The sequence below is a fragment of the Methylocystis sp. Sn-Cys genome (assembly GCF_016745395.1).
Lineage (GTDB): Bacteria > Pseudomonadota > Alphaproteobacteria > Rhizobiales > Beijerinckiaceae > Methylocystis > Methylocystis iwaonis.
This window is the reverse complement of record NZ_JAERVJ010000008.1, coordinates 42,604-66,359: the sequence shown is the minus strand read 5'-3', so window position 1 is coordinate 66,359 and position 23,756 is coordinate 42,604. Positions and strand designations below refer to the sequence as shown.

Here is a 23,756-nt window from a genome sequence, read left to right as displayed (position 1 = left end):
CATGGCTGATTACTATTCGTTGATCTCCCGCGCCATTGCCGCCCTACCCCAGCAGACGCCCGACGCGCGACAGGCTGTCTATGATCGGGCGCGCAAGGCGTTGTTCAATCAATTGAGAAGCATTCAGCCGCCGGTTGCGGAAGCGGACATTTCCGCCGAGGGCCGCGCGCTCGAAGAAGCCGTTGCGCGCCTCGAACAGGAAATCGCCGCCAAGAATGCGCCGCCAGCGCCGGCGAAGCCATCCGCTACGAAACCAGCGCCGACCACCGCCGCCCCCGCGAAGCCGGAACCGCCGAAGCCGCAGCCCGCGCCGACGCGCCAGCGCGCCGCCGAACCGTCGAAGCCCGCAGCGCCGCCGGAGCCGCCGCCGGCCGAGCGCAGCGCCGAAGAGGCTTGGTCCGACGCGCTCCCCGCCGCCGAGACGGAAGCCCCGCCGCGCGAAGCGCAGCGTCCCGCCGCGCCGCTGCCTCTGCCGCCCCGTGCGCAACGTCCGACGCAGCGCATATGGGCGCTCGCAGGCGTGCTGGTCGCGCTGATCGCCGTCGTCGGCGGCCTCGCATGGTATCTCCGCGAACGGCCGGAAGATCTCGCGAAGCTGCAGCCGGCCGAAACATCGCCTTCCGACGCGGCGGAGGCCGGTAAATTCGGCGGTCGCGTCGATGGCGGCGCATCCGCCCCGGCGCCGTCATCTGGAAAGCGCACGGTCGTTGTGCCGGTGGCGCAGAAGGCGGAATTGTGGGTCGCGACCTTGCAGGCGCCCGATAAGGTCGACCGGATTTATAACGCCACGGTGGTCTGGCGTTTGGAGAATGTCGGCGGCGGCCCCGGAGAGCCGGTGAGTTCGGCGATCCGCGGCGATGTGGATATTCCCGACGGCAAGATGAAGCTGACGCTGCTGATTCAAAAGAACAACGACTCGGCGCTTTCGGCCTCCCACACGATCAACGTCTCTTTCAAGCCGGCGCCGGGGAGCCCGCTCGGCGGCGTGAAGGCGATCGGCCCGATTCAGATGCGCCGCGCCGATGCGCAGGCCGGCGAAAAGGTCTTCGGCATTCCGGTGCCCATTACCGAGAACAACTTCCTCATCGGCCTGATGCGCGGCGACCATGAAGCACGCAACATCCAGCTCCTGCGTTCCTTCGCTGTGATCGACCTGCCGTTGCAGTTCACCGACGGGCGGCCGGCGACGATCAATATGGAAAAGGGCCCTTCGGGAGACCGCATCTTCGCCGATGCGATCGACTCCTGGACGAAGTAGGCGTCTTAGACGAAATCTCGCCCGTTCGGTTGCCTGTCATTCCCGACGCTCGCAAAGCGAACGATCGGAATTACCGCCGTCATTGCGAGGAGGCGGAGCCGAGGAAGCAATCCAATGCCGCATCGCTGCCCTGGATTGCTTCGCTTCGCTCGCAATGACGGGCTCTGAGCAAAACCAGCGCTCTTATGGCTCCGGGGTTCCCAGTCGGGCTTTCAGCCCGCCGCGAATAGCAAAAAACCGCAGTTCAAGCGGGTTCGCATCAGACGAAGACGAGCCGATACACGAAGGAATTCGCGCCCTTCCGGCTTACCCAGTCGCATTCCGGCGCCGTCGCGCCCTGGCGATTTATCGCGATGTCCCAGGGCCGCCCCATCAACGCCTGCTCTTCTGCGTCCCAAACGATCCAGCCAAAATCCGGGTCGCGTAGAATCCAGATGTCCTTGTCGGCGCGCTTGAAGCGCGGCAGCCCGTCCTCGGCTGCTGGCGCCGGGAGAAAGCGATAGACGGCGCCGTCGGAAAGACGGCGCATTTCGATCGCGCGCTCGGCCATGGTTCTCCTCTATTCTTGGACGGCCGCCTCCACTTGCGCCGGACGGCGGTCGGGCTCCGGCGCCGCCTCGCCGTCCGACGGCGGCAATCGCCCGGCCTGAAGGAAGATCTTGTTGTAGATAGAAAGGTTCAAATACGCCACTGCCGCGCCGAAAAGTCCGGGCGCGTAAAACAGGGCGGTGAGCAAGGGGTTGTCGGCGCGCCGGTATTTCCGAATGAAATCGAACAGTTTCAGCAATTTTGGCGCATTGTCCAAAGCCTTGACGATGGCGTAGCCCGCGGCGCCGATAAGCGCCGCTGGCAATAGGTAGTACAATATATTTTCGACGAATAGTTTGTAGAGCTCGGCAACGAGATCGACGCGCGCCCACAAGAAGAAAAGGACGGGCGCAACCAGAAGGAGCGTGACGCCCCAAGTCCGCGCGGGATCGGCGTAGAAGGGTTTGAAGAACAAGTATTTCCCTATCAGCAGATGCGAAAGCAGCTTTTGCTTGTCGGTCTTGACCATCCCCCGGATGGCCAGGAAACGCCACGGTTGCCGAGGCGCGCCGCCGGGCGACGGCGCGCCGAGCCCCGCGTTACCTTGGTTATGCTGGAGAAAATAGTCGGCGAGACAGTAGCCGTCGTACATCAGCGTATAGGCTTCGATGTCCGAAAAGGCGTCGAGATCGGTTCTGATATTGGAAAGGGCGTAGATATGCCCATCGTTGAGACCGTTGCACTGGTCGACCGGCCCGGGCAGCGACGGATAGGCCGCATTTCCGGGGAAGTCGTCGCGCAGGTGGAAAAAGACGAAGCTCCCATCGCCGGGGCAATTGCGGAGATTGTCGTAGCACTCGGCGCGCACGCGCGTCGCCAATATGTCGTTCGAGCGCGTGGCGACGGGCAGTAGTTGAATGTCCGGCGTACGGTTCCCGTCCAACTGCCCGGAGGCGTCGCTGCAAATGATCAGGTCGCATTTTTCAGAAAGCAGCGCCTCGACGCCCTGATTGTCGTAAACGCCGCCGTCGACCAGCTCGACCACAATCTCTTCGCCATTCGCTCCCTTCGGATAGAGATCGTGGATTGCGAGCGGCGTAAATATCGCCGGCACGCAGGCCGAAGCGGCGACAGCCTCGGAAAGGCCGATCTGCGCCAGCTTCTTTTGCTGCTCCGGCGTCAAACTGGGATCCGAATAACTGATCCTTGGCAAGGGCTTGATCGTGCCGATCGGATTTGCCGAGGGGACCTCGCCCAGATCCGTCGCGGTGAAAACCCACCGGCCGCCGGTATTCAGCGACGTCGCGTTGAGGTTGAGGATGGGAATCTTGAAATCCGATGTCGAATTATACTCCCGCACATTGAAGCCGGGCTGCATCCAGGCTGGCGTGATCAGCAAATCCGACAGTGGAATTTTCTCGCCAGGGTTCTTCGCGAATCTGCTGTAAAAGCACTGTTCATATACTTCTGCGATGCGGTCGCTTCTCGAATAATCATCCGAGAAAATCATCCTGGCGTTGGCGACGGGGTCGAGCAGCGCCTTTATTCTGACATTGGTCTGAACCGCCGCCAAAAATTCGCTTTCGACCTCGCCGACGAGGTCCACATAGTCCTGCGACGACGGCAAAATGGGTTCGCCATTCGGGTCGAGCGGCCTTTCCTCCAGCAGCTTCTTGAGCTTGAGATAATAGAATGCGCCGATGATCGAGCCGCCCGAAACGGTGGAGAGCACATCGACGCGCCGCAGCAGGTCGAGCTCGGCCAATCGCGCCAGCACGCCGATATGGAAGAGCGAGGCGCGGAAACCGCCGCCGGACAAGGCGAGTCCCAGCTTCTGGCCGGGCGCAAGGCTCCATACGGTTGGGATATAGGCGCCGACACTCGGGACAATGGCTAGAATCCGCGCAGTAGTCATAAAAACCTCCATCACTGAAATATGAGACGGAAGATTAACGCTCGCCCGCGCGTTTTGACAACGGGTCTGCCTTTCTTATCGCGCCGAAAGCGAAGGCGCGGGCGTTATACCATTGCCGTTTGAATAGCTCGCATTGGCGCTTGTCATTCCCAACGGGCCGAAGGCCCGACCGGGAATCCCAGAGCAAAAATAGCCAGCTTTGCTCTGGATTCCCGATCGCTCGCTGCGCGAGCGTTGGAATGACATACCGGCGCTCTGGCTTCCTGCTTCACATCACCAGAGTCAGCCTGTGCGCGGCGCGCGTGACGCCCGTATAAAGCCAGCGGGCGCGATGTTCGCGGAAGGCGAAAGACTCGTCGAAGAGGGTCACATTGTCCCATTGCGAGCCCTGCGACTTGTGCACGGTCAGCGCATAGCCGAAATCGAACTCGTCCGAATCCTTGCGCATCGCGTAAGGAATTTCGCCCTCGCCGCCGTCGAAGAACTGCGGAATAACAGCGACGCGCTGGAATTTGCCCGTCTCGCCCTCCTCCGGCATGACGAGCATCCGTATCTTGCCGCGCCGCAACGCGCCCGCGCTTTTCACCGTGAACAGCGCGCCATTGAGCAGGCCCTTCTTGCGGTTGTTGCGCAGGCAGACGAGCTTTTCGCCCGATTGCGGAAACTGCCCGGTGAAGCCGCGCAATTCGCGCAGCCGCCCGTTATAGGCTCGCCGTGTCTTGTTCATGCCCACCAGCACCTGATCGGCGCCGGTGACGAGCGCGGGATCGAGCCCTTCGCGCGAGACGACGCGCGTCTCGCCATAGACGCCGCGCGTCAGCGTGCCGCCTTCGCGAATCGTCATCGACAGGCGGATGATGGGATTGTCGGAGGCTTGGCGATGCACTTCCGTCAGCATCACATCGGGCTCTGCCTCGGTGAAAAAGCCCCCGCCCTTCACCGGCGGCAATTGCGCCGGATCGCCGAGAACCAGCACCTTCTTGCCGAAGGACAGCAAATCGCGCCCCAGCTCCTCGTCGACCATCGAGCATTCGTCGATGACGATGAGCTTCGCGCGCGCTGCGTCGCTCTCGTCATTCAAAACGAAGGACGGCTCCTCGGTTTCAGAATCGGTCGCGCGATAGATGAGGCTGTGAATCGTGCGGGCGTCCTTGCAGCCCTTGGAGCGCATGACCAGCGCGGCCTTGCCGGTGAAGGCGGCGAAGGCGACGTCGCCGTCGACATGTTCGGCAAGGTGAAGCGCGAGCGTCGATTTGCCCGTGCCCGCATAGCCGAACAGGCGAAACACCTGCGGGCCGCGCGGCGTCGCAAGCCATTTCGCGACGCTGTTCAGCGCATTCTCCTGTTCGGGCGTCCAGACGGGCATGGGTTCTTACGGCTAGAATCGGGAACGCGCACGATGCCGGAGACGGCTCCCACTCACAAGCCGCTCCGCGCACGCATCAGGGCTCCGAATTCGGGTTAACGAGCAAACGTGTTCCCGCGTCATGGCCGCGCTTGTCGCGGCCATCCACGCCGCGCCGACGCAGAAAAGCTGAGAGCATAAGCTGAACAACGCCGCTTCTCCTCCCCGCGTGTCGCAATGTCTTGGCGTGGATGCCCGCGACAAGCGCGGGCATGACGCTGGTGCGTAACCTGGAGCCTGGCGTGCGCATCACGCAGCAAGGCCGCCGAGGAGCAACACGGCTCCGAGAAGCGCCGAAACAAGCGCGTAAACGGGGAGCTTCTCCTTGAACTGCATCCAGTCCACCGATCTGCGCAAAAAGCCTGTGGGCAGGAACATCGTCGCGAGCCCACTGAAGAGGCCGATCCAGCCAAGCGCCGAGACCAACGCCTCCAGCCATCCATCCCAGCGGTTATGGGACGAGATGACAGCCAGGCCGAAGACGAGGCGGAGCACGCCGATCATCGATTCGAAGACGGGATCGTGCGAGATGCGCTCGATCAGCCCCACTGCGGCTTCGCGGCGGAAGTAGAGCCATGCGGCCGCAAACAGCGCATAAGCGCCGATGAACTTGGCGAAGAAGGCCGTCAGCGGCGTCATGCGCCTCTCCAGACAGCCCCCTGCCCGGCTCTGCTTTTCGGCGATTAAACGGCCGCGGAATGACGCGCCGCGCCGGCCTCCAGATAGGCGTCGAAGGCTGCGGCGGCAAGGCGCACGAACGGCCGTCCACGCTCGGTGACGCTCACGCGCCGGTCGCGCAGCGCCACCACGCCATCGCGCTGCAGCCCGCTCAAGGAGAGGCGCGCCTGATCGAAAGCGTCGACCGCAAAGCCATGCTCCAACGCGACGGCGCCGAAATCGACGGTAAAGTCGCACATCAGCCGCTCGATGATCTCGCTGCGCGCCAAATCCTCGACGGAAAAGGCAAGGCCGCGCGTGACCGCAAATCGATCCGCCTCCACGGCGCGCCGCCAGCCGGCAAGATCGGTGGCGTTGCCGACGAAGCCCTGCGGCAGACGGCCGATCGAGGAAACGCCGAAGGGCAGCAGAGCGGCTGCGCTGTCGATCGTATAGCCCTGGAAGTTGCGGCGCATGCGCCCCTGCCGCGCCGCCACGGCCAGCGGATCGCTCGGCCGCGCGAAGTGATCGAGGCCGATCGCCTCATAGCCGGCGCGCTCCAACGCCCGGCGCACCGCCGCGGCCTGGGCGAGGCGCTCGGCGGCGCCGGGCAGCGCGGCGGCGTCGATGAGTTTCTGATTCGCCTTGAACCAGGGCACATGCGCATAGCCGAAAACCGCAAGCCGCTGCGGATCGAGCGAGGCCGCCATGGAAGCCGTGCGCTCGACGTCGGCGACGCTCTGCAGCGGCAGGCCATACATCAGGTCGAGATTGATCGCGCTGACGCCGACGCCGCGCATCATGGCGACGGCGCGCTCCACGATCTCGAAGGGCTGCACCCGGCCCGCCGCTTCCTGAACATGGGCGTTGAGATCCTGCACGCCAAAGGAAACGCGGTTGACGCCCGCCCGCCCCAGCGCCTCCGCCATATCCGGCTCGAGGAGACGCGGGTCGAGCTCGATCGCATGTTCCGTCTCGTGGGTGACGTCGAAGAGGTCGCGCAGGCGCTCGACGATTTCTCCGAAGCGCGCGGGCCCCAAAATGCCCGGCGTGCCGCCGCCCCAATGGATGCTCGCCACGCTACGCGCCTTTGTCGCGCGCGCGGTCATCTCGACTTCGCGCAGCAGCGTTTCCTTATAGGCGGTGAGCGGCGCCTCCTGCCGAACCGCCTTGGTGTGGCAACCGCAATAGGCGCAGATTTCCCGGCAAAACGGCACATGGAAATAAAGCGACAGCGTCGCGTGCGGATCGAGAGCGCCAAGCCAGTCGCGCATCTCGACGTCGCCGATCTCTTTTACGAAATGCGGCGCGGTCGGATAGCTCGTGTAGCGAGGCGCGGAGCGTTCGGCGAGCGCGAGTGCGGCCGGGTCCATGAGGCGTGGAACTCCTGGGGGACGAAATTCTCGTAATTTTATCCCGATCGACCGCGCTGCGCAAAAGCCCCCGCCTGCTACAGATTACCGCGCCTCATCTAAGTTGGCGGAATCTGAGCAGGACGTGCGTTGGCGCATGATTGCTCAGCCGAATTGCTGCGAAAACGGCTGCAGACGCCTTGGCCCGGGCGCGTGAAAAGGGCAGACTGCACGCGATTCACCCACTCTGGAGCATGCGTCGATGTCGACCTCTTCCCCGCGCGCGGATAAGCTGCGGCGCCTCGGCTTGGCCGCGGCCCTGTTCGCCGCTTTGCCGCTCGCCAACGCCGTCGCCGCCGGCGACACGGCAGGCCGCTACGGCATTCTGCGTGACGATAAGGACACCGGCTGCATGCTGACCTTGATGGGCGGCGGCAGAGCGCAACTGGCCCCCGCCTGCCGCGACAACGGCATTGTGGTTTTCGACCCGGTGCGATGGTCGATCGATCGTGGCCGCCTCGTGCTCGTCGCGCGCAAGGGCCACAAGGCCCATTTCGAACGCGACAGCGCCAGCATCTGGCGACGCGATCCTGCCGAAGGCAAATCCTCGCTCGCCTTCAAGCCAATCTGAAAAAAGGAAGCCTCCCGGATCGCTCCGGGAGGCTCTTTGTCCGCCGCCGCGCGAGAGGGGTGCGGGGGTGGGCGGCGGAAACTCGGAAAGCACGCGGGACACAACAAAACCCGGGGAGGACGGGTCGGAGGAGATTAAGAGAGCGCTAATCGCAGACCTGGGCCCTGCGGTAGCCAACAACATTGCCCCAGCCGTCCATGACCGGGCGATCGACGGGGTAACAGTCGCCGCCATAATAGCCGCCGTAGCCGGTCCCATATTGGGGCTGACTCATCGCGCCGGCGGCGACGCCGAGCGCCAGACCGCCGATCGCCGCGGCGGCTGCCGCGCCGCCATTGTTCCAACCGCCATGATGATGTCGCCAGCCGCCATGATGCCCCCAGCCGTAGCCGCCATTCCAGCCCCAGCCATCGGCTGCGGCGGGCGAGGCGGCGCCCGCGCCGAGCAATCCGGCCAAAACAGTGAGAGCGATTGTCTTTCTGACATTCAGGCGCATCGGAGGCTCCCTTGAATCGAGGCTTTCCCTCGGCCTCATGAAGCGACTATCGCGCCGTGCGCCTGAACCGAAAGTGTCCGCGCCGTTCAGCTTCCAGTCAGCTTTTTGCGCATAGCCCTGGTTGCGCTTATTATATTGCCAAACTCGTGGTAGGCGGGGAGAGGCCGATTGACCGCCGGAAAGCAGATACGCCTGATGATCGCCGAGGATCAGAGCGTGATCCGCAAGGCGCTGGCGGCGCTCTTGGCGCTCGAGGAGGATATTGCGGTCGTCGCCACGGCGGCGGACGGCGCGCAGGCGGTCAGCGCCGCCCTCGCCTATGCGCCCGACGTCGTCCTGATGGACCTCAAAATGCCGCGCATGGACGGCATCGCCGCGACGCGCGCCATTTTGGCGAAATCGCCGTCGATCCGCGTCATCATGCTCACGACCTTCGACGCCGACGAGCTTGTCTTCGAGGCGGTTTCGGCCGGCGCGCAAGGCTATCTGCTGAAGGACGCCGAAGAGGCCGAAATCCTCTCCGCCATCCGCGCGGCGGCGCGCGGCGAACCGCGTCTGTCGCCCAGCGTCGCGACAAAAATCCTCTCAGAGTTTCGCCGCGTCAGAACGCCGAGCAAATTATCGTTCGAAGACGAGGAGCCGCTCACCGAACGCGAGAAGGACGTCCTCAACCACGTCGCCGCCGGCAAGGGCAATCGCGAAATCGCGCGCGAAATGGGCCTCGCGGAAGGCACGGTGAAGAATCACGTCTCGACCATTCTCGCCAAGCTGCATTTGCGAAGCCGCACGGAGCTGGCGATACGGGCGCTGTCGGAGCGGTAGCTGCTGATATCTCGCTAAGCGGGTCTAAGGGAATCACACATTTCGGGGACCGTCATGGCCGGGCTTGTCCCGGCCACCCACGCCGGCGGGCACAGACCAACAGGACGCGTTATCGCTAGGGATGAAGTTCAGCGCGGGCTTTGCGATGCTCCGCAGTCCTGCTACGCCGACGCAAATGTTCCATGATCGCCCTATGCCCAGCGTTAGCCGCCGTTGCGCGGCGTGGGTGGCCGGGACAAGCCCGGCCATGACGAGGGCGGCGACATGAATGTATGCATGCGTTACGCTGAGCGGGAATGCTAGAGAAGATGCGCGATGGGCCAGTGGCAAACATCGTCGCCCGGCTGCGCCATTCGCGGTTTTGCTTATCCTTACAGTTTTAAATCATAAATTCGTCTGATGGAGCGCCTTATGAGCAACGGCTGGGAAGAATCGGCGAGCGCATGGATCGCGGCGCAAGGTGAACGCGGCGATTTTGGACGCGAGCATGTGCTCGATCCTGTGATCATGGAGCGGATATCCGGAAAGCGTTTCGAGCGCGCACTCGACGTGGGCTGCGGCGAAGGACGCTTTTGCCGCGCGCTCAAATCAAAAGGCGTCCCTGCCGTGGGAATCGACCCCACCGAAGAATTGATTTCTCATGCGCATCAGCGCGACCCTGATGGCGATTACCGCATCGGCGGAGCGGAGAGCCTGCCATTCGCCGCCGAAAGCTTCGACCTCGTCGTCAGTTATTTGACGCTACTCGACATAGATGACTTCCGCGCGGCGCTGGCGGAAATGACGCGTGTGCTAAAGCCCGGCGGGACTCTCCTCATCGCAAACTTAAATAGCTTCATCACGTCGTGTTCGAGCGGCTGGATAACAGATCAGGACGGAAAGTGTCTTTATTACCCGGTCGATCGCTACCTGGAGGAGTTCCCCGAGTGGGTCGAGTGGTCAGGCATTCGCGTCAAAAACTGGCATCGACCATTGGCCTCGTATATGAAAGAACTGCTTGCGCAGGGCCTTACGCTGACTTTCTTCGATGAACCGCAGCCGCAGTCGGGAGACGACCCTGAACGGGAGGCAAGATATCGCCGCGCTCCTTGGTTTCTCGTCATGGAATGGCGGCTTCCGCAAAACTCCCCTTAGGGTCCTGTGGGGGATCGGATGCACGAGCGCGGCGACTTACCGTGCAGGAGCTTGCCAATCTTACGTGATCTAGTGATTTTAATTGGGTAGCGCTCCGATACAGTTCGGTTTTCTGACATTCAGGCGCATCGGAAGCTCCCTTGGATCGTGCTTTCCCTCGGCCTCATAAAGCCACTATCTTGCGGCGCGCTTGCATTTGCGCACCCGGACAGAGCGGGCGATACAGGCGCTATCGCAACGGTAATATGCAAATCAAAATGGATATAACCGGTTTCATGGCTGCGATTTTACCAATCGCTTTGTCCCCCGGAGCCAGCTTTGCGATGGCCATGAGCAACGCGGCGCGCTCTGGCATTCGCGGTGTAGCGCCAGTAATAGCGGGGACGGCGACCGGCATCTACATTCACGCGACATTGGCAGGTTTGAGCGTCTCGAATCTCTTGGCCCGATCATCAGCTGCGATGTGGACCCTCAAAATCGGCGGAACAATCTATCTGGTGTGGTTGGCGCTCCGCATGATCGGAGAGGGGCTGTCTAGAGTGACGCGCGTTGAAGTGACCCGCCTCGACTCTGTAAAGATGACGAGCGCTATCACCGCCAATCTGCTAAACGTAAAGCCGCTCCTTCTTTATTTGACGGTTGTCCCTCTTTTTGCGGGCGTGAATTTGAGTTCCTATTTCCTCGCCGCTTCGATCCACGTCTCGATTATGGCGCTATTCCTGACGCTTTGCGGTGCGGCTTTCGCGACGGCCGCGAAAACCGCGAGAAGCAGCGATGTGATGGCCGCTTTCAATATCATTGCGGGCATTTTCTTGCTGACGCTCGCTGCGAAAGCGGCGTGGTAATCGAAGCGGCAGACTGCCTACGCGCGCAGGATCAGCGCCTGCGATGTCGATCTGTGGTATCTGTCAAAGTATGGAAAGCGACCCATTTCAACCATTGGAGACGACCCGACTCCTCCTACGCTGTGTCGACGCCGAAGATGCGGCAGCGACCGCCACGATGATGACGCCGGACGTCAGCCGACGGGTGGCTTATTGGCCCGTCCCTTTTACCTATGAAATGGCTGTCGCGTGTATCGACGCCGCCTGTGAACGGGCGCACCGGGGCGATGCACTACCTTTCGCCGTGATCGAAAAAGCCAGCGGCGAGCTGACCGGGTGGGTTATGCTCCTCCGCGACGAAGACAACCGCCGGCGCGGTTCTCTTGGTTATTGGCTCGGCGAGAAGCACCATGGCAAGGGTTACATGAGGGAGCTTGCCCCGGTAGCATTGGCGACCGGTTTCGACCTGCTCGACCTCGACGTGATCGAGGCGGCGGTTCAACCGGGAAATGCAGCGTCGATTGCCGTTCTGAGAGCTTGTGGAATGAAGCCAACTGGGGAGGGCATGGTCTACGCACCCGCCCGTGAGCGTTACGAGCTTTGCCACTTTTTCGAGATTCAGCGGCCTCACTCCCTGGCTTGAAGATCCGATATCCGTTTCAGTTCGCGGCAATCCCGGATTTTAACCGTCGGGTCGTGTAATGAAAGAAACAGAGCATACTTTAAAGAGCATCCACCTTGCGAATGAGCGGACGGTATGGGTGCGTGAGCCGGAGCATAGGGCCACGAACGTGACTGTGTTTCTGGATGCGGAGCTTTACCGAGACCGTGTTGGCGCAACGTCGATCATCGACGCCCTCGATTCCAAGGGCGACATCGCTAATTCACTTTTTGTCTTTGTCTCGATGGAAAGCGCCGCATCCAGATGGGTGGAGTGCCCCTGCTATTCTCCGTTCGCTCGGTTCATCGAAGAAGAGTTATTCCCGTGGCTGGAGAGCGCCTATCCTAGCGCACTCGAGGCCCAGGAGCGCGTGATCGCGGGTCTTAGCTATACCGGTTTGGCCGCAGCTTATGTCTCGATGGTGAATCCATCCCGATTCACAAAAGTGATCGCCCAGTCTGGCTCATTCTGGTCGAACGATTGTTGGATTATCGATTATTTTGAGAAACTGGATCCCAAGCCAAAAACAGAATTTTACCTGGATGTGGGTCTTCAAGAAACGCAGGAAGGCGTCCTGCACAAAGAGGATGTTTTGCAGGCAGTCTCCCAGATTGAAGCCGTGAGGAGATTTCGAGATGCATTGCTGCGACACGGCTACAGACCTCATTATGTCGAATTCGATGGAGGTCACGATTTCACAGCATGGAGCCTTACGCTGCCAGATGCACTGCGATGGGCGCTGCCTTCTACAAGGAACAAGGCCGACCATGCCGCCCAGCGAATGCAACAGAGCTGCATCACTGACGGCCGCCGCTGAAGGGATGCTTTCGGCAAGCCATCAACGATCGCAGAAAATCAGAAGCAGACATTCCCTTCCGTCATGGACGGGCAGCCGGTCTGGCGGCCATGCGCGCGCCCATCGCCGCCTATGTGAACTAAGTTCTTGATTTACATGCTTTTAATTGAATAGCGCTCCGGTATAGTTCGCTTGCGACGTCGATTCGAAAGCTTCAAACCCCGCCCATCCTGTCTCGCGCTTGTTTCCCACGAGCGCGCAAAGCCGCCATAGCGCCCTGGCGTTTCCGAAGGTGTGATATGAGCAAAATCGTCCGGGTTCTCTCCAGAATCGTCTGCTGCTTCTCTGTAACGACATCCTCCGCCGTCTTTGCGCAAGGACCGGATCAATTTATCGCCTCGCAGGTGAAGCCGCATTTTGCGGCTTATGCCGACTGCGCCAAGCAATATCTGAGACAGGCCGCCAAAAAAGACCCTGCGGCGACCTTCGACCACATCGAGAGCTCGCTTCGCCCCGCTTGCGGCAATCACATCGATCTGGCGCGCGACGCGCTTTTCCGTGGCGATTTTGGTCGTAGCGAAGCGAACGCGATCATTCGATCCGCCTATGCTTCCATGCAGCCCGGGCTCCGTTCTTTGTTCGACCAAGCCGCCTCCTCCGAAAGGCAACGCCATCAAGTCGAAAAAGAGCAAGCCGCTCAAGCGCCACGCGGCGACGAGGCGGCGAGCGTTGCGCAAGATCGGATCAAAGCGGTGGAGTTCGAACGCACGAAGCTTTTGAGCGAAGCGTCGAGCGCCTTCGATAGCTGTCTCGTCTCGGAGTCGAAGAGCCTTGTGCCGTTATCGAATGAGCCAGCCGAAACACTGGTGAAAGTCATCGAGATAAAATGCGGTGAGCTGGAAAAAAGAGTCGCGAGCCTCGGCGTCGCCTTCTATGGCGCGTCGAAAGATGATTACCAAAAAATCGTCAAGGAGCCGCTCGACGAAAGAAAGAAGCGGCTCGTCGCCGATATCGTGACGCTCAGAGCCGATCTCGCGAAGGAAGCGGCAAAGCAACAAAAGGACGTTCCGGAGGCGGCTGCGGGCTCCAAGCCAGCCAACGGCAATTGATGCGCGATCCACTCGGTTGATTTGGTCGTCACTCGCGCAGCGCTCGATCACCAGCGATTGTGGCTCTGGATTCCCGGTCGGGCTTTCAGCCCGCCGAGAATGACAAGGCCCGACGCGAGCTGCTCAAACGGAAATGGAACGGTCACTGAAAAGCTTCGGGCGATCATTTGCGCCCCATGCGCTACATCGCGCGCCGCCAGATCGCACGGCCGAGCGAGAGAAACATCTCCGCCACCCCCTGCCCCGTCTTGGCGCTCGTATAAACGACGTCGTGTCGCGACGGCGACGCGTCGCTTGCGAGCTCGGGGGCGAGGTCGATTTTATTGACGATCGCCGCCACCGGGCGGCCGGGAAATCTTTCTTCGAAATGCGTGGCGAGGCCTGCCATTTTCACGAGCGTCGCCGGCCGCGTCGCATCGGCGACGATGATCGCAGCAGAAGCGCCCGCGAGATAGACCGTCTCGAAAATGCGCAGGCCGAAATCCCCGTCCGTATCCCATAAGACAAAACGTAAGGTTTCATGGTTGGCGTCGGGCCCGAGGGCGACGTCATGCGTGAGCACATCGACGCCGATCGTCGTCTTGTAATCGCTCTCGAAGCGATCGAAGACGAAACGGCGCGCCAGCGACGATTTCCCGACGCCGATGTCCCCGAGCAGCATGACTTTCGCCGAGATCACTTCGCGAACTCCCCGGCGAAGGGCATTTCGAACGACACGCGGCGGCTGTGCAGCTCCGCATTGGGATCGCCGATGGGATTATATGTCGAGCGCCAAACGAGCGCGAGACGGTTGCGCGCGACGCCGCGCTCGACGAGCATCGCGATGACCCTCTCGGCGCGCTTGCGCGAAACGAATCTATTTCGCCCCGTCGTACCCACCTCGTCGGCATAGCCGACGACGCGCACGCCCTCGCCGCTCGCTTTGAGAAGCGACGCCAGCTCGTCGAGGCCGGCCGCGGCGGCGGCGGGATCGAGAAAGGTGTCGAGCTCTGTGAAGAAGACCGCGAAACTGTCGGTGAAACGCCGGAGCTTGGCGCGCGGCTCTTCCTGTTCGGCCTTGAGGCGCTGCAAGGCCGCGTGCGCTTCGCCGAGCGCGTCGCGCAGCGCCTCCATCTGCGCGACAGGCGCAACCGCGGTGACGTCGCTGGCGACGCGATAGGGTTCGGCCGCTTCGATGAGTTCCGCGGCGAGCGTCCGAGGTTCTGTTTCGTCAGCGGCGAGCCCGCGCAGAACGACGATTTCCGCTTGATGGTCGACCTCGAGACGGAGCGGATATTTGCCCAAGGCGGGATGGCCGGCCATCGCCACGACATAGGCCTCGCGGATGCGCCTTTCGCGCCATCCGTGCAGCATCGAGTCCCAGGCGAGCCAGGCGCCGAGAAACGCCAGCGCGGCGCTGAAAATCATCAAAGGCGCTTTGCTCCGCCTCGATTTCTCTGCGGCGAGCGCTTCATTCAACATATCGCCCAAAGCGGTGGACGTGCAGGAAGCTTCGTCCGCCTCGTGCCGCTCGACAATCGTGAGAAAGGTGTCGTCGAGACGGCGCTCCATCCGGCGCGACAATTGGCCGCCGAATTCGCCCGCCACGATCACGCGCGGAGAGGCGCGCAAGAACACGATGCCCGAGCCGATGTCGAGCATGCGCAATTCGCCGCCTCGATAGGCGTAAACATTCGCGGCGAATTCGGTGATGGCGGCAATCAGCCCGCTTTGCAGATCGGCGTTGCCGGCCTCTCCGTTTTCTTCCGCCGGCCATATCGCGAGCAGGCGGCCGCTGCCCCGCTCGAGCAGCAGCGCGCGCTTCAAACGGCCTGCCTCGGCTTCGGCGAGCGCGACTTCGGCCATCGAGCGGCCGGTCAGCAGAGCGCGCAGCCGCATACGCCACGAGTTCGCGGAAATGAGCGCTTCGATGCGCGCGTTGAGGCTCTCGACGAGGTCACGGAAAGCGCTGGCGACGGTCACCGTCACGAGACGGCCCATGATCGGGTACAAGGCCTCGATCATCATATCCTTGGAGCTGCGAATCTCGGCGCGGACGATCGAGACGACCGAAGGCGCCAGCGCGGCGGTAAGGTCACGCGGGCGTTTATGTTCCGCGCGCTTGAACGCCTCGACCATGACGTCGCCTGACGAAATGGCGAATTTCTCCTCGTCTCCGACGCGCGCGTCGATCCTGTCGAGACGTGCGTCTGTCTCGTCGAGGCGACGGACGGTCTCTCCAAGTAAAAGCGACTTTACTTTCTCGAAGGCCTCGATCCCACTTGGCGCAGACATCGCGTCAAGCCTTCCGCTTCTCGCTCATCGCCTTGATGATGTAGCCCAATTCGACGATCGCGCCGCCGATGGCCTCTATCGTCTCCAGCCGGTTTTTCTCGGTCTCCTGAGACAGTTCCAGGATACGGGAGTCGAGTTCTTCGAAGCGCGTCAGGAATTCCCTACGCGTCTCTTCCAACTTGGCTTCCAGAATGTTGAATTGACGCTCGGTCTCTCGCTTCGTGGCGCCGAAGAGCAGCTCGCGCATCTGCTCCATCGGATCGAACATCAGTCCGATGGGGAGATTATCGGGAAGCTGCTGCGGTTTGTCGTCGTTAATGCCGTTATCCATTGTATTTCTTGAGACTCCCTGCACGCAACGCAAATAATTCGAGACTCCGGATGAGAGCCCTCTACAGCCATGTTTGTATCACGCAACTTGTAAAATGCGACATACCCTGACGAAAGTCATGGAGTCATGGTGACCAACAGCACTGTTGGGAGGCGCCGAAAGCGCTCTAATGCGCTCCAAGTCAATGTCGCTGCTTGTTTATGGACCTGTGGCGCAAGACGCTGGAGAAGGCGCCATGCTGATGTCGACAGCAGACGAACCCATCAAAACGCGGCTGAAAGCCGCGGCAAGCTCCTCCGAAGAGCAGGAAGAAAGCCAGCGCGGCGCGCTCACGCGACAAGACATCGCCCTGGCGATCTTCGAGCGCGTGAAGGGGATCTCGCGGCGCGAGGCAAAGCGCCTCACGGATTGCGTCATCGACGAGATGGTCTCGACGCTGGTTTCGGGCGAAACCCTCAAGCTGCACGACTTTGGCTCTTTCGTCGTGCGCGAGAAGCACAAGCGCTCGGGCCGCAATCCGCGCACGGGCGCGCCTGTGCCGATCGACGCGCGCCGGGTCGTCATCTTCAAAGCCTCGCCGACGATCAAAGCCGCGATCAGCGGTTCGACGCCGCGCCAAGGCGCGAAGCCGTCGCGACGGCAGCCGCTGGCGCATAGCGCCGGCGACATGCCGTCCTGCGCGCCGACACTGGAAAAAGAGTGATCCATCCGATCGCATTGCCCCGCGACGGATGAGCGCCCGACCACGCCGACTTGCCCCCGGCGCGGTCGGGCCATTTTTCTTTGCTGAGGCTATTCAGGCCAACGCCTCAAACGGGCAAGGCTTTCCGATTCAACTTGCCGTTGGCGTTACGCGGCAAGGCCTCCAGAAAGACGACGGCGCGCGGCCGCTTGTAAGCAGCAAGATGTTCGTGGCAATGCGCCAGGATCGCCGCTTCGTCGCAGGGCGCATTGTCGCGCATCACCACATAGGCCTTGATGATCGACGTATCGGCGTCGCGGCCGGGGCGCTCCGCCGCGGCGGCTTCCGCGACATGGGGAAAGGCGAGAAGGCATTTCTCCACTTCCGCCGGGGAAACGCGATAGCCGCCGGCGTTCATGACCTCATCGGCGCGGCCGTGATGGTGCATGTAGCCCTCCGCGTCAAATTCGACGAGGTCGCCGGAGACAAACCAGTCGCCGCGAAACGCCTCGCCCTCTTCATCCGGGCGGTTCCAATAACCGAGCATCAGGCCCGGCTCGTCGCGGCGCACGGCGAGCACGCCGGTCTCGCCCGCCGGCAGCGGCGTTTCGCCGCCCTCATGCGGCAGCGCCGCCACCACCCGGCCCGGTTGCGGACGGCCGGGCGAGCCCGGATGCACCGGGGTCGTCGGGCCGCTCGAAATGAAGGTCGAGCATTCGCTCATGCCGAAAGCTTCGTAAATGTCCTTGCCGGTGCGCGCCCGCCATTCCGCCAACAGGCTCGGCGGCAGCGCGGCGCCGGCCGAGAGACAATGGCGCAGGCTGGCAAGATCGGCGATCTCCGGCGCAGCGTATTTCAGCATCTGCCGGTAAACGCCCGGCACGGCCGCGAAAACTGTGGCGCGGTGCTCGGCGATGAGCCGCGGCCAAACGGCGGGGTCCGGGTGGCCGTTGTAGAGGACGGCGGAGCCCCCCGCCGACAAGGGATCGACGATCCCGACGCCCAGCGTATAGGTCCAGTTGATCGCGCCGGCGTGTAGCATGACGTCGCCGGGCCCGAGCCCCGTCCAATGCGCCCGCATGGGGCGGCGGCCCCAGGCGGCGCGATGGGCGTGGAGCACGCCTTTCGGCCGGCTCGTCGTGCCGGAGGTGTAGACGAGATAAGCGGGGTCATCCGCGCCCGTGTCGGCGTAATCCTCTAACGGCGCGCTTTCGGCGAGCTGCGCGAGATCGGCGCCGCGCAGCACGATGGCGTTCCCCTCATGCGCCTCCCCTTCAAAGGCGGCGCCAAGCGCCAATACGGCGGCGCCACAATCCTTCAGCAGGAAATCCGCTTCCTCGAAGGTGAGCTGCGAGGACGCGAGCAACGGCACATAGCCTGCGGCGATCGCCGCGAAATAGGCGAGCGCCGCATTGGCTTCATTGCCCATGCGGATCATGACGCGGGCGCCGGGCGCGAGCCCCAGCGCGCAAAAGCCCGCCGCGAGCCGGCGCACTTTCAGATCGAGCTCCGCATGGGTCCAGCGCAACGCGCCTGCGTCGCCGACGACCGTGATCGCGGTGGCGTCCGGCCGGAGGCGGGCGTTTTCCGCCAGGCAGTAGCGGGCGAGATTGAAACGGGCGGGAACGGGTTCTCGAACGAAGGTCTGCGTCATCGGCGCCTTTTCGCACCAGCCGAGCCGCCTTCGCAAGCCTTGCGCGTTTCGGCTGTGATCGCGCGCGGGCGCGCCATTGCTGCTTGGCTCAATAATTCTTTTTTAGCGAAGCCCAATTCAAACTGGATCAACGGCAGCCTTTCGCCCGTCTTAATGCATTTCTTCAGGACATATCTTAACCATGACTGGATCATTGCGGTTTTTCCTCGCCCTCAGTGTCGTCATTTCCCACCTTTCTGGCTCAACTTATTGTGAGCACATCGGATATTACTCCGTCCGCAGCTTTTTTATATTGTCGAGCTACGCCATGACGGCGGCGCTTCACGAGCACTATCGCTTCGACGCCAAGAGCTTCTGGCTCAACCGGTTTTTGAGGCTGGGGCCGACATATCTGGCGGCCTGCCTGTTAACCTTCCTCGCCGTCGAGATTTTTCCCCTCCAATCGGCGAGCTTCATGCCACGGTGGGGGTTTCCGGCAACCTTCGCCGACATCGTGCAAAACCTTCTCGTGATCCCGATCGTATTTTTCAGGGCCGATCAGTTCATCTTCATCGAGCCAGCCTGGTCGCTCTCGATCGAGATCATGATGTACGGGGCTCTGTTTCTCCTCCTCGCGCGAGGCCCCGCTTTTGCGTTCTTCGGCTTTGCGCTCGGCTTTTATTTGCATCTCGTCGCGACGCTGAACGACGTGCCCTTCGACCGAATCTATTTTTCAGTTAACGGCCCGATCATGAGTTTCTCGGTCGGCGCCCTCGCCTATTTCTGGCGCCGCCAAAGCACGCTGCGCATCCCGCCCATCGCCGCCGTCCTTGCGCTTGGCCTATGGATGACCAATTTCTTCGCGGAAGCCGCCCTGGCCCCGGCGAATTACCCGGTCAGAGCGGGTTTCTATTTTAATATCTTCCTCACCATCCCGGTCGTCGTGGCGCTCTCGGAATTGAAAACCGGGCCGGCCCTCGCCCGTGTCGACCGCCTGCTCGGCGATTTGAGCTACCCGATCTATCTCGTGCAATGGCTGGGCGGCTTCGCCGGCTACATGCTCTTCGCCAGCCCGGCGATGCGCGGCTGGGAGCTGTTCTTCGCCTCGGTCGCACCGATTCTTCTGATCTCCGGCGCGCTGTCCTGGCTGCAAGGTCTCGTCGTCGAACCTCTCCGATCGAAAATCCGTGAGGGCGCGACAGAGGCGCGAGTGGGCGCCGTCCTGCAGCCAGCCGAATGATTGGGCTTCGTTAACCCAACGGCAAGCATGGCGAGAGGCGGACCTTTCGCGGCCTGACATTTGGCGCGAGTTTTCGTCAAAAGCGATTCATGCAGGAGCCGCCGCGTGGCGAAGAAGAAACCGCAAGCTTCGAAGACATCCGCCGCCGGATTGATCGTGGCGGTCGGGCTCGCCTGCGGCGCCGCCGGCTATTTGCTCGGGAAAAACAGCGCGTCGGTCGAACACAGCCTTTCGGCTTTGGTGAGCGCCGAGAAACCGGCTGCGCCGGCGGCCAAAACGGCTCCCGAGCAAAAACGTGCGGAGGCGCCCGGCGCGATCAAACCGGCCGAGAAGTCGGAGCTGTCGCGCCTGCTGAAGGGCGCGACAGCGAAGCCAGCCGAACCCAAAGGCGCCGTCGAAAATGTCCCCACGCCGCCAGCGAAGCCCGACCTCGCCGGCAAAGCGATCCGCGCCTTCGAGGGCGTCATGAAGCTCACCGACCAGCAGGACAGAGCCGTCTACAGCACAAAAATCGCCGTGAGCGCGCTGATCTCCGGAGGCGGCGCGATCCGCTGGGACGAGCAAATCGACGCGGGCAAGCTCGACGACAAGGGCCGGCGCCTCGTGAGCGAGGACAGGGAAAATCTGAAGGCGGTCTTTCTGGTGAAGAAAGTGTTCTTCGCCGACGGCAGCGTGCGGACCTTCGACGCGCGGGGCTAGGCCGAAGAAGCTTGATACGACGTCGGTGTCATTCCCGACGCTTGCAAAGCAAGCGATCGGGAATCCTGTCCTGGCGTGGATGCCCGCGACAAGCGCGGGCATGACGCGGCAGCGTAGGGGTTGTTATTCCTCCCGCCGGGAATGACATGCGCCCACTGCAGGCGTCGCCGCTAATCGAACAGGCTCGACACGCTCTCCTCGCGCGCCGTGCGGGCGATCGCTTCGCCGATCAGCGGGCCGATGGGGATCACGCGGATATTATGCGCCGCCTTCACGGCGTCTGTCTCGCGGATCGTGTCGGTGATGACGAGCTCCTTGAGCTTCGAGGCCGTGATGCGTTCGACCGCCGCGCCCGACAGCACGCCATGGGTGATATAGGCGTGGACCGATTCCGCCCCCGCCGCGAGCAGCGCGTCGGCGGCGTTGCAGAGCGTGCCGCCCGAGTCGACGATGTCGTCGACCAGAATGCAGTTATGGCCCGCGACGTCGCCGATAATGTTCATCACTTCCGACTCGCCTGCCCGCTCGCGGCGCTTGTCGACGATCGCCAGCGGCGCGTCGATGCGCTTGGCCAGAGCGCGGGCGCGCACCACGCCGCCGACGTCGGGCGAGACGACCATCACGTTCTTCAACTGCCGATGCGCCTTGATGTCGGCGACCATCACCGGCGCGGCGAAAAGATTGTCGGTCGGGATATCGAAGAAGCCCTGCACCTGCCCGGCGTGGAGATCGACCGTCAGCACGCGGTCGGCGCCGGCGCGGGTGATGAGATTGCTGACAAGCTTGGCCGAGATCGGCGTGCGCCCGCCCTGCTTGCGATCCTGGCGCGCGTAACCAAAATACGGGATCACCGCGGTGATGCGGCGGGCCGACGCGCGGCGGAGCGCGTCGATCATGATCAAGAGCTCCATCAGATGGTCGTTCGCCGGGAAGGACGTGGACTGGATCACGAAAGTGTCCTGGCCACGGACATTCTCCAGAACCTCGACCCAGATCTCCTGATCGGCGAAACGCCGCACATGCGCGCGGCAGAGCGGAATCGAGAGATGCGCCGCTATGGCCTCGGCGAGCGCCCGGTTCGAATTGCCCGCCAGAAGTTTCATCGCCGCCATGGACCTATCCTTACACCGCTACAGTTTGCGGCGTCTTAGCAGCCATGCGGCCCAGGAACAATATGACGCTGATATGGGCGCGCCTTTCCCCGATACGATTGCCTCACGGCCCGGTAATGCTCTAAATGGCAGCTTGCCGGGGTTTTTGCCGCGACGCGGCATAGGCGCCGGCTCCCCATCACTCCAAGGCGTAACCTCCAGACTATGACGATTTGCACCAGCGCTGCGGATGACGTTTCGACCCTACCGGCGTCGCCGGGCGCAACGCGCGCCGTCGTCGCCATGTCGGGAGGCGTGGATTCGAGCGTTGTCGCGGCCCTTCTCAAGGAGCAGGGCTACGACGTCGTCGGCGTGACGCTTCAGCTTTACGACCATGGCGAGGCCACCCACCGCAAGGGCGCCTGCTGCGCCGGCCAGGACATTCAGGACGCCCGCGCCGTCGCGGCGCGCCTCGGCATTCCGCATTTCGTGCTCGATTACGAGCGGCGCTTCCAGGAGCGAGTGATCGGGGAATTCGCCGCCTCCTACGCCAGCGGCGAGACGCCGGTCCCCTGCATCGCCTGCAACCAATTCATCAAATTCGCCGATCTTTTCGAAACCGCCAAGGACCTCGGCGCCGATATTCTGGCGACCGGCCATTATATCTCCTCGCGCGACGACGGCGCCGGCGGGCGGGCGCTCTACCGCGCCAAGGACGCCTCGCGCGACCAGAGCTACTTCCTCTTCGCCACGACGCGGGAGCAGCTCGCGATGCTGCGCTTTCCGCTCGGCGACTACACCAAGGCGGAGGTGCGCGACATGGCCCGCCGCTTCTCTCTCGAAGTGGCGGACAAGCCCGACAGCCAGGACATTTGCTTCGTGCCGAGCGGACGTTACACCGACGTCGTGCAGCGGCTCGCGCCTCAGGCCGTGGTGCCGGGCGAGATCGTCCATATCGACGGGCGGGTGCTCGGCCGTCATGCGGGCGTCGTGCATTATACGATAGGTCAGAGACGAGGCCTTGGTCTCGGCGCCGCGGTCGCGGGCCGTGACGCGCAGCCGCTTTATGTGGTGCGCATCGACGCGGCGAAAGCCCAAGTCATCGTCGGCCCGCGCGAGGCGTTGGAAACGCGCGCCGTCGCCTTGCGGGGTGTGAACTGGATCGGCCCTGGCGCGTTGTCTCAATTGCCGCCGCAAGGGATCGACATTATGGCCCGCGTCCGCTCCACTCGCCCGCCCGTCCCTGCGCGGCTCATCGCGCGTGAAGGCCAGGAGGCGACGGTCGTCTTCGCGACGGGCGAATTCGGCGTGTCGCCGGGGCAGGCCTGCGTCTTCTACGACCCTATCGACGATGGCGATGGCGCGCGCGTGCTGGGCGGCGGCTTCATCGCCGCGGTCGAGCCGGCGAGACAGAGCGTTCCCGTCATGGCGTCGCCGCCGCGCGCCGCAACCGCGCAAAGGGCGCCGAGATGACCGAAGCGACAGATTCGAGCCGCGAGATCGAATCGCTGGACACTGGCGACGTCGAGGCCGCTTACGCGCGCTGGGCGCCGATCTATGACCTCGCTTTCACGGCCGTGTTCCGTCCCGGCCGCCGCGCCCTCACAACTGCGGCCTCCAAGGCGGACGGCCCAATTCTCGACGTCGGCGTCGGCACAGGGCTCGAGCTTCCCATGTTCGAGCCGCATAACCAGGTCTATGGCGTCGATCTATGCGAGCCGATGCTGCGCCGCGCCAGCGAACGCGTGCGCCGGCAGGGGCTGAGCCATGTGGTGGCCCTCTGCAAGATGGATGCGACGCGCATGGGCTTCGCCGATTCGACCTTCGCCTGCGTCTGCGCGCCTTTCGTGCTGACAGTGGCGCCGGAGCCGGAAGCCATGCTCGATGAATTGGGACGCGTGGTGCGGCCGGGCGGCGAGATCATCCTCGTCAACCATGTCAGCCGCAAGGACGATCCCTTCGCGATATTCGAGCATTGGCTCGACCGCCATGTCGCGCCCAAGCTCGGCTGGCGCCCGCAATTTCCCTGGGCGATTATCGGCGACTGGATCGACCGGCGCCCCGAGATGCGGCTGGTGGAGCGCCGGCGGCTGGCGCCTTTCGGCCTCTTCACCTTCGTGCGCATCAAGCGCCTGCCGGTCAGCCAGATCGCAGAAACGCCCGAGACGCAAGCCGAACTCGAATACGCCTGAGCACTGGCGCCGAGGCGCGGGGCGCG

Annotated in this window: 25 protein-coding genes; 13 read left to right on the top strand and 12 right to left on the bottom strand. The window is 62.8% G+C overall.

The genetic code is table 11. The annotated features are described in order from the left end of the window. The first annotated feature begins 1 nt into the window (after position 1). Positions 2-1,258, top strand: coding sequence for a hypothetical protein (locus tag JJT62_RS15160; RefSeq protein WP_202073620.1), 1,257 nt, complete (start codon positions 2-4; stop codon positions 1,256-1,258). 259 nt (positions 1,259-1,517) lie between these two features. Here the strand turns inward: JJT62_RS15160 and JJT62_RS15155 are convergent, their stop codons facing one another. From JJT62_RS15155 to hemN, 5 genes are all read right to left on the bottom strand, one after another. Further along, positions 1,518-1,808, bottom strand: coding sequence for a hypothetical protein (locus JJT62_RS15155; protein ID WP_202073619.1), 291 nt, complete (start codon positions 1,806-1,808; stop codon positions 1,518-1,520). A gap of 9 nt (positions 1,809-1,817) precedes the next feature. Then, positions 1,818-3,701 (bottom strand): patatin-like phospholipase family protein, encoded by a 1,884-nt coding sequence (locus JJT62_RS15150; RefSeq protein WP_202073618.1) that lies wholly within the window; start codon positions 3,699-3,701, stop codon positions 1,818-1,820. Between the two features lie 268 nt (positions 3,702-3,969). Beyond that, positions 3,970-5,067: an ATP-dependent RecD-like DNA helicase gene (locus tag JJT62_RS15145; protein ID WP_202073617.1), complete on the bottom strand. Its 1,098-nt coding sequence runs from the start codon at positions 5,065-5,067 to the stop codon at positions 3,970-3,972. 288 nt (positions 5,068-5,355) lie between these two features. Next, positions 5,356-5,745, bottom strand: a complete 390-nt coding sequence (locus JJT62_RS15140) for a hypothetical protein (RefSeq protein ID WP_202073616.1) — start codon at positions 5,743-5,745, stop codon at positions 5,356-5,358. A 44-nt stretch (positions 5,746-5,789) separates the two neighbouring features. Continuing rightward, the gene (hemN, locus tag JJT62_RS15135; protein ID WP_202073615.1) at positions 5,790-7,136 is read right to left on the bottom strand and encodes an oxygen-independent coproporphyrinogen III oxidase; all 1,347 of its coding nucleotides are present in this window, start codon (positions 7,134-7,136) and stop codon (positions 5,790-5,792) included. A gap of 241 nt (positions 7,137-7,377) precedes the next feature. Between hemN and JJT62_RS15130 the strand changes: the two genes are divergently transcribed. After that, complete coding sequence (locus tag JJT62_RS15130; RefSeq protein WP_202073614.1) at positions 7,378-7,746, top strand: hypothetical protein; 369 nt, start codon at positions 7,378-7,380, stop codon at positions 7,744-7,746. A gap of 145 nt (positions 7,747-7,891) precedes the next feature. On the opposite strand, the gene JJT62_RS15125 is transcribed toward JJT62_RS15130, so the two are convergent. Beyond that, the gene (locus JJT62_RS15125; protein WP_202073613.1) at positions 7,892-8,242 is read right to left on the bottom strand and encodes a hypothetical protein; all 351 of its coding nucleotides are present in this window, start codon (positions 8,240-8,242) and stop codon (positions 7,892-7,894) included. 168 nt (positions 8,243-8,410) lie between these two features. Here JJT62_RS15125 and JJT62_RS15120 point away from each other — a divergent pair, with 168 nt between their 5' ends. The 6 genes from JJT62_RS15120 (at position 8,411) to JJT62_RS15095 (ending at position 13,588) form a co-directional block, all read left to right on the top strand. Further along, positions 8,411-9,064, top strand: coding sequence for a response regulator transcription factor (locus tag JJT62_RS15120; RefSeq protein WP_246744929.1), 654 nt, complete (start codon positions 8,411-8,413; stop codon positions 9,062-9,064). Positions 9,065-9,475: 411 nt separating this feature from the next. Continuing rightward, positions 9,476-10,198, top strand: a complete 723-nt coding sequence (locus JJT62_RS15115; RefSeq protein ID WP_246744928.1) for a class I SAM-dependent methyltransferase — start codon at positions 9,476-9,478, stop codon at positions 10,196-10,198. Positions 10,199-10,443: 245 nt separating this feature from the next. Further along, positions 10,444-11,043, top strand: a complete 600-nt coding sequence (locus JJT62_RS15110) for a LysE family translocator (RefSeq protein WP_202073611.1) — start codon at positions 10,444-10,446, stop codon at positions 11,041-11,043. A 43-nt stretch (positions 11,044-11,086) separates the two neighbouring features. Then, complete coding sequence (locus JJT62_RS15105) at positions 11,087-11,665, top strand: GNAT family N-acetyltransferase (RefSeq protein ID WP_202073610.1); 579 nt, start codon at positions 11,087-11,089, stop codon at positions 11,663-11,665. A 58-nt stretch (positions 11,666-11,723) separates the two neighbouring features. Then, positions 11,724-12,500, top strand: a complete 777-nt coding sequence (locus JJT62_RS15100) for an esterase family protein (protein ID WP_202073609.1) — start codon at positions 11,724-11,726, stop codon at positions 12,498-12,500. A gap of 278 nt (positions 12,501-12,778) precedes the next feature. Continuing rightward, complete coding sequence (locus JJT62_RS15095; protein ID WP_202073608.1) at positions 12,779-13,588, top strand: hypothetical protein; 810 nt, start codon at positions 12,779-12,781, stop codon at positions 13,586-13,588. Between the two features lie 181 nt (positions 13,589-13,769). Here JJT62_RS15095 and JJT62_RS15090 read toward each other — a convergent pair whose 3' ends face one another. From JJT62_RS15090 to JJT62_RS15080, 3 genes are read right to left on the bottom strand one after another with little or no spacing between them, the layout of a single operon-like run. Further along, a complete protein-coding gene (locus tag JJT62_RS15090; protein WP_202073607.1) occupies positions 13,770-14,267 on the bottom strand; it encodes a Rab family GTPase in 498 nt (165 codons plus the stop codon). Next, complete coding sequence (locus tag JJT62_RS15085) at positions 14,264-15,862, bottom strand: OmpA family protein (RefSeq protein WP_202073606.1); 1,599 nt, start codon at positions 15,860-15,862, stop codon at positions 14,264-14,266. Before JJT62_RS15085 ends, JJT62_RS15090 begins: the two co-directional genes overlap by 4 nt. A 4-nt stretch (positions 15,863-15,866) precedes the next feature. Further along, positions 15,867-16,193, bottom strand: a complete 327-nt coding sequence (locus JJT62_RS15080; protein ID WP_202073605.1) for a hypothetical protein — start codon at positions 16,191-16,193, stop codon at positions 15,867-15,869. A gap of 184 nt (positions 16,194-16,377) precedes the next feature. Here JJT62_RS15080 and JJT62_RS15075 point away from each other — a divergent pair, with 184 nt between their 5' ends. Next, positions 16,378-16,896 (top strand): integration host factor subunit alpha, encoded by a 519-nt coding sequence (locus tag JJT62_RS15075; protein WP_246744926.1) that lies wholly within the window; start codon positions 16,378-16,380, stop codon positions 16,894-16,896. 106 nt (positions 16,897-17,002) lie between these two features. Here the strand turns inward: JJT62_RS15075 and JJT62_RS15070 are convergent, their stop codons facing one another. Next, positions 17,003-18,529, bottom strand: a complete 1,527-nt coding sequence (locus tag JJT62_RS15070; protein ID WP_202073604.1) for an acyl-CoA synthetase — start codon at positions 18,527-18,529, stop codon at positions 17,003-17,005. Then, positions 18,526-18,723 (bottom strand): hypothetical protein, encoded by a 198-nt coding sequence (locus JJT62_RS15065; RefSeq protein WP_202073603.1) that lies wholly within the window; start codon positions 18,721-18,723, stop codon positions 18,526-18,528. The genes JJT62_RS15070 and JJT62_RS15065 overlap by 4 nt, the downstream gene beginning before the upstream one ends. On the opposite strand from JJT62_RS15065, the gene JJT62_RS15060 reads away from it, so the two are divergent. Both JJT62_RS15060 and JJT62_RS15055 read left to right on the top strand, forming a co-directional pair. Further along, entirely contained in the window at positions 18,711-19,748 is a 1,038-nt protein-coding gene (locus JJT62_RS15060; RefSeq protein WP_370568566.1) for an acyltransferase family protein, read from the top strand. The two genes, JJT62_RS15065 and JJT62_RS15060, sit on opposite strands and share 13 nt — an antisense overlap. 105 nt (positions 19,749-19,853) lie before the next feature. Further along, the gene (locus JJT62_RS15055; protein WP_202073601.1) at positions 19,854-20,447 is read left to right on the top strand and encodes a hypothetical protein; all 594 of its coding nucleotides are present in this window, start codon (positions 19,854-19,856) and stop codon (positions 20,445-20,447) included. 170 nt (positions 20,448-20,617) lie between these two features. Here the strand turns inward: JJT62_RS15055 and JJT62_RS15050 are convergent, their stop codons facing one another. Further along, positions 20,618-21,559, bottom strand: a complete 942-nt coding sequence (locus JJT62_RS15050) for a ribose-phosphate pyrophosphokinase (protein ID WP_202073600.1) — start codon at positions 21,557-21,559, stop codon at positions 20,618-20,620. Positions 21,560-21,763: 204 nt separating this feature from the next. On the opposite strand from JJT62_RS15050, the gene mnmA reads away from it, so the two are divergent. Continuing rightward, positions 21,764-23,011, top strand: coding sequence for a tRNA 2-thiouridine(34) synthase MnmA (mnmA, locus tag JJT62_RS15045; RefSeq protein ID WP_202073599.1), 1,248 nt, complete (start codon positions 21,764-21,766; stop codon positions 23,009-23,011). Further along, entirely contained in the window at positions 23,008-23,730 is a 723-nt protein-coding gene (locus tag JJT62_RS15040; RefSeq protein ID WP_202073598.1) for a class I SAM-dependent methyltransferase, read from the top strand. Before mnmA ends, JJT62_RS15040 begins: the two co-directional genes overlap by 4 nt. The last annotated feature ends 26 nt before the right edge of the window (positions 23,731-23,756 follow it).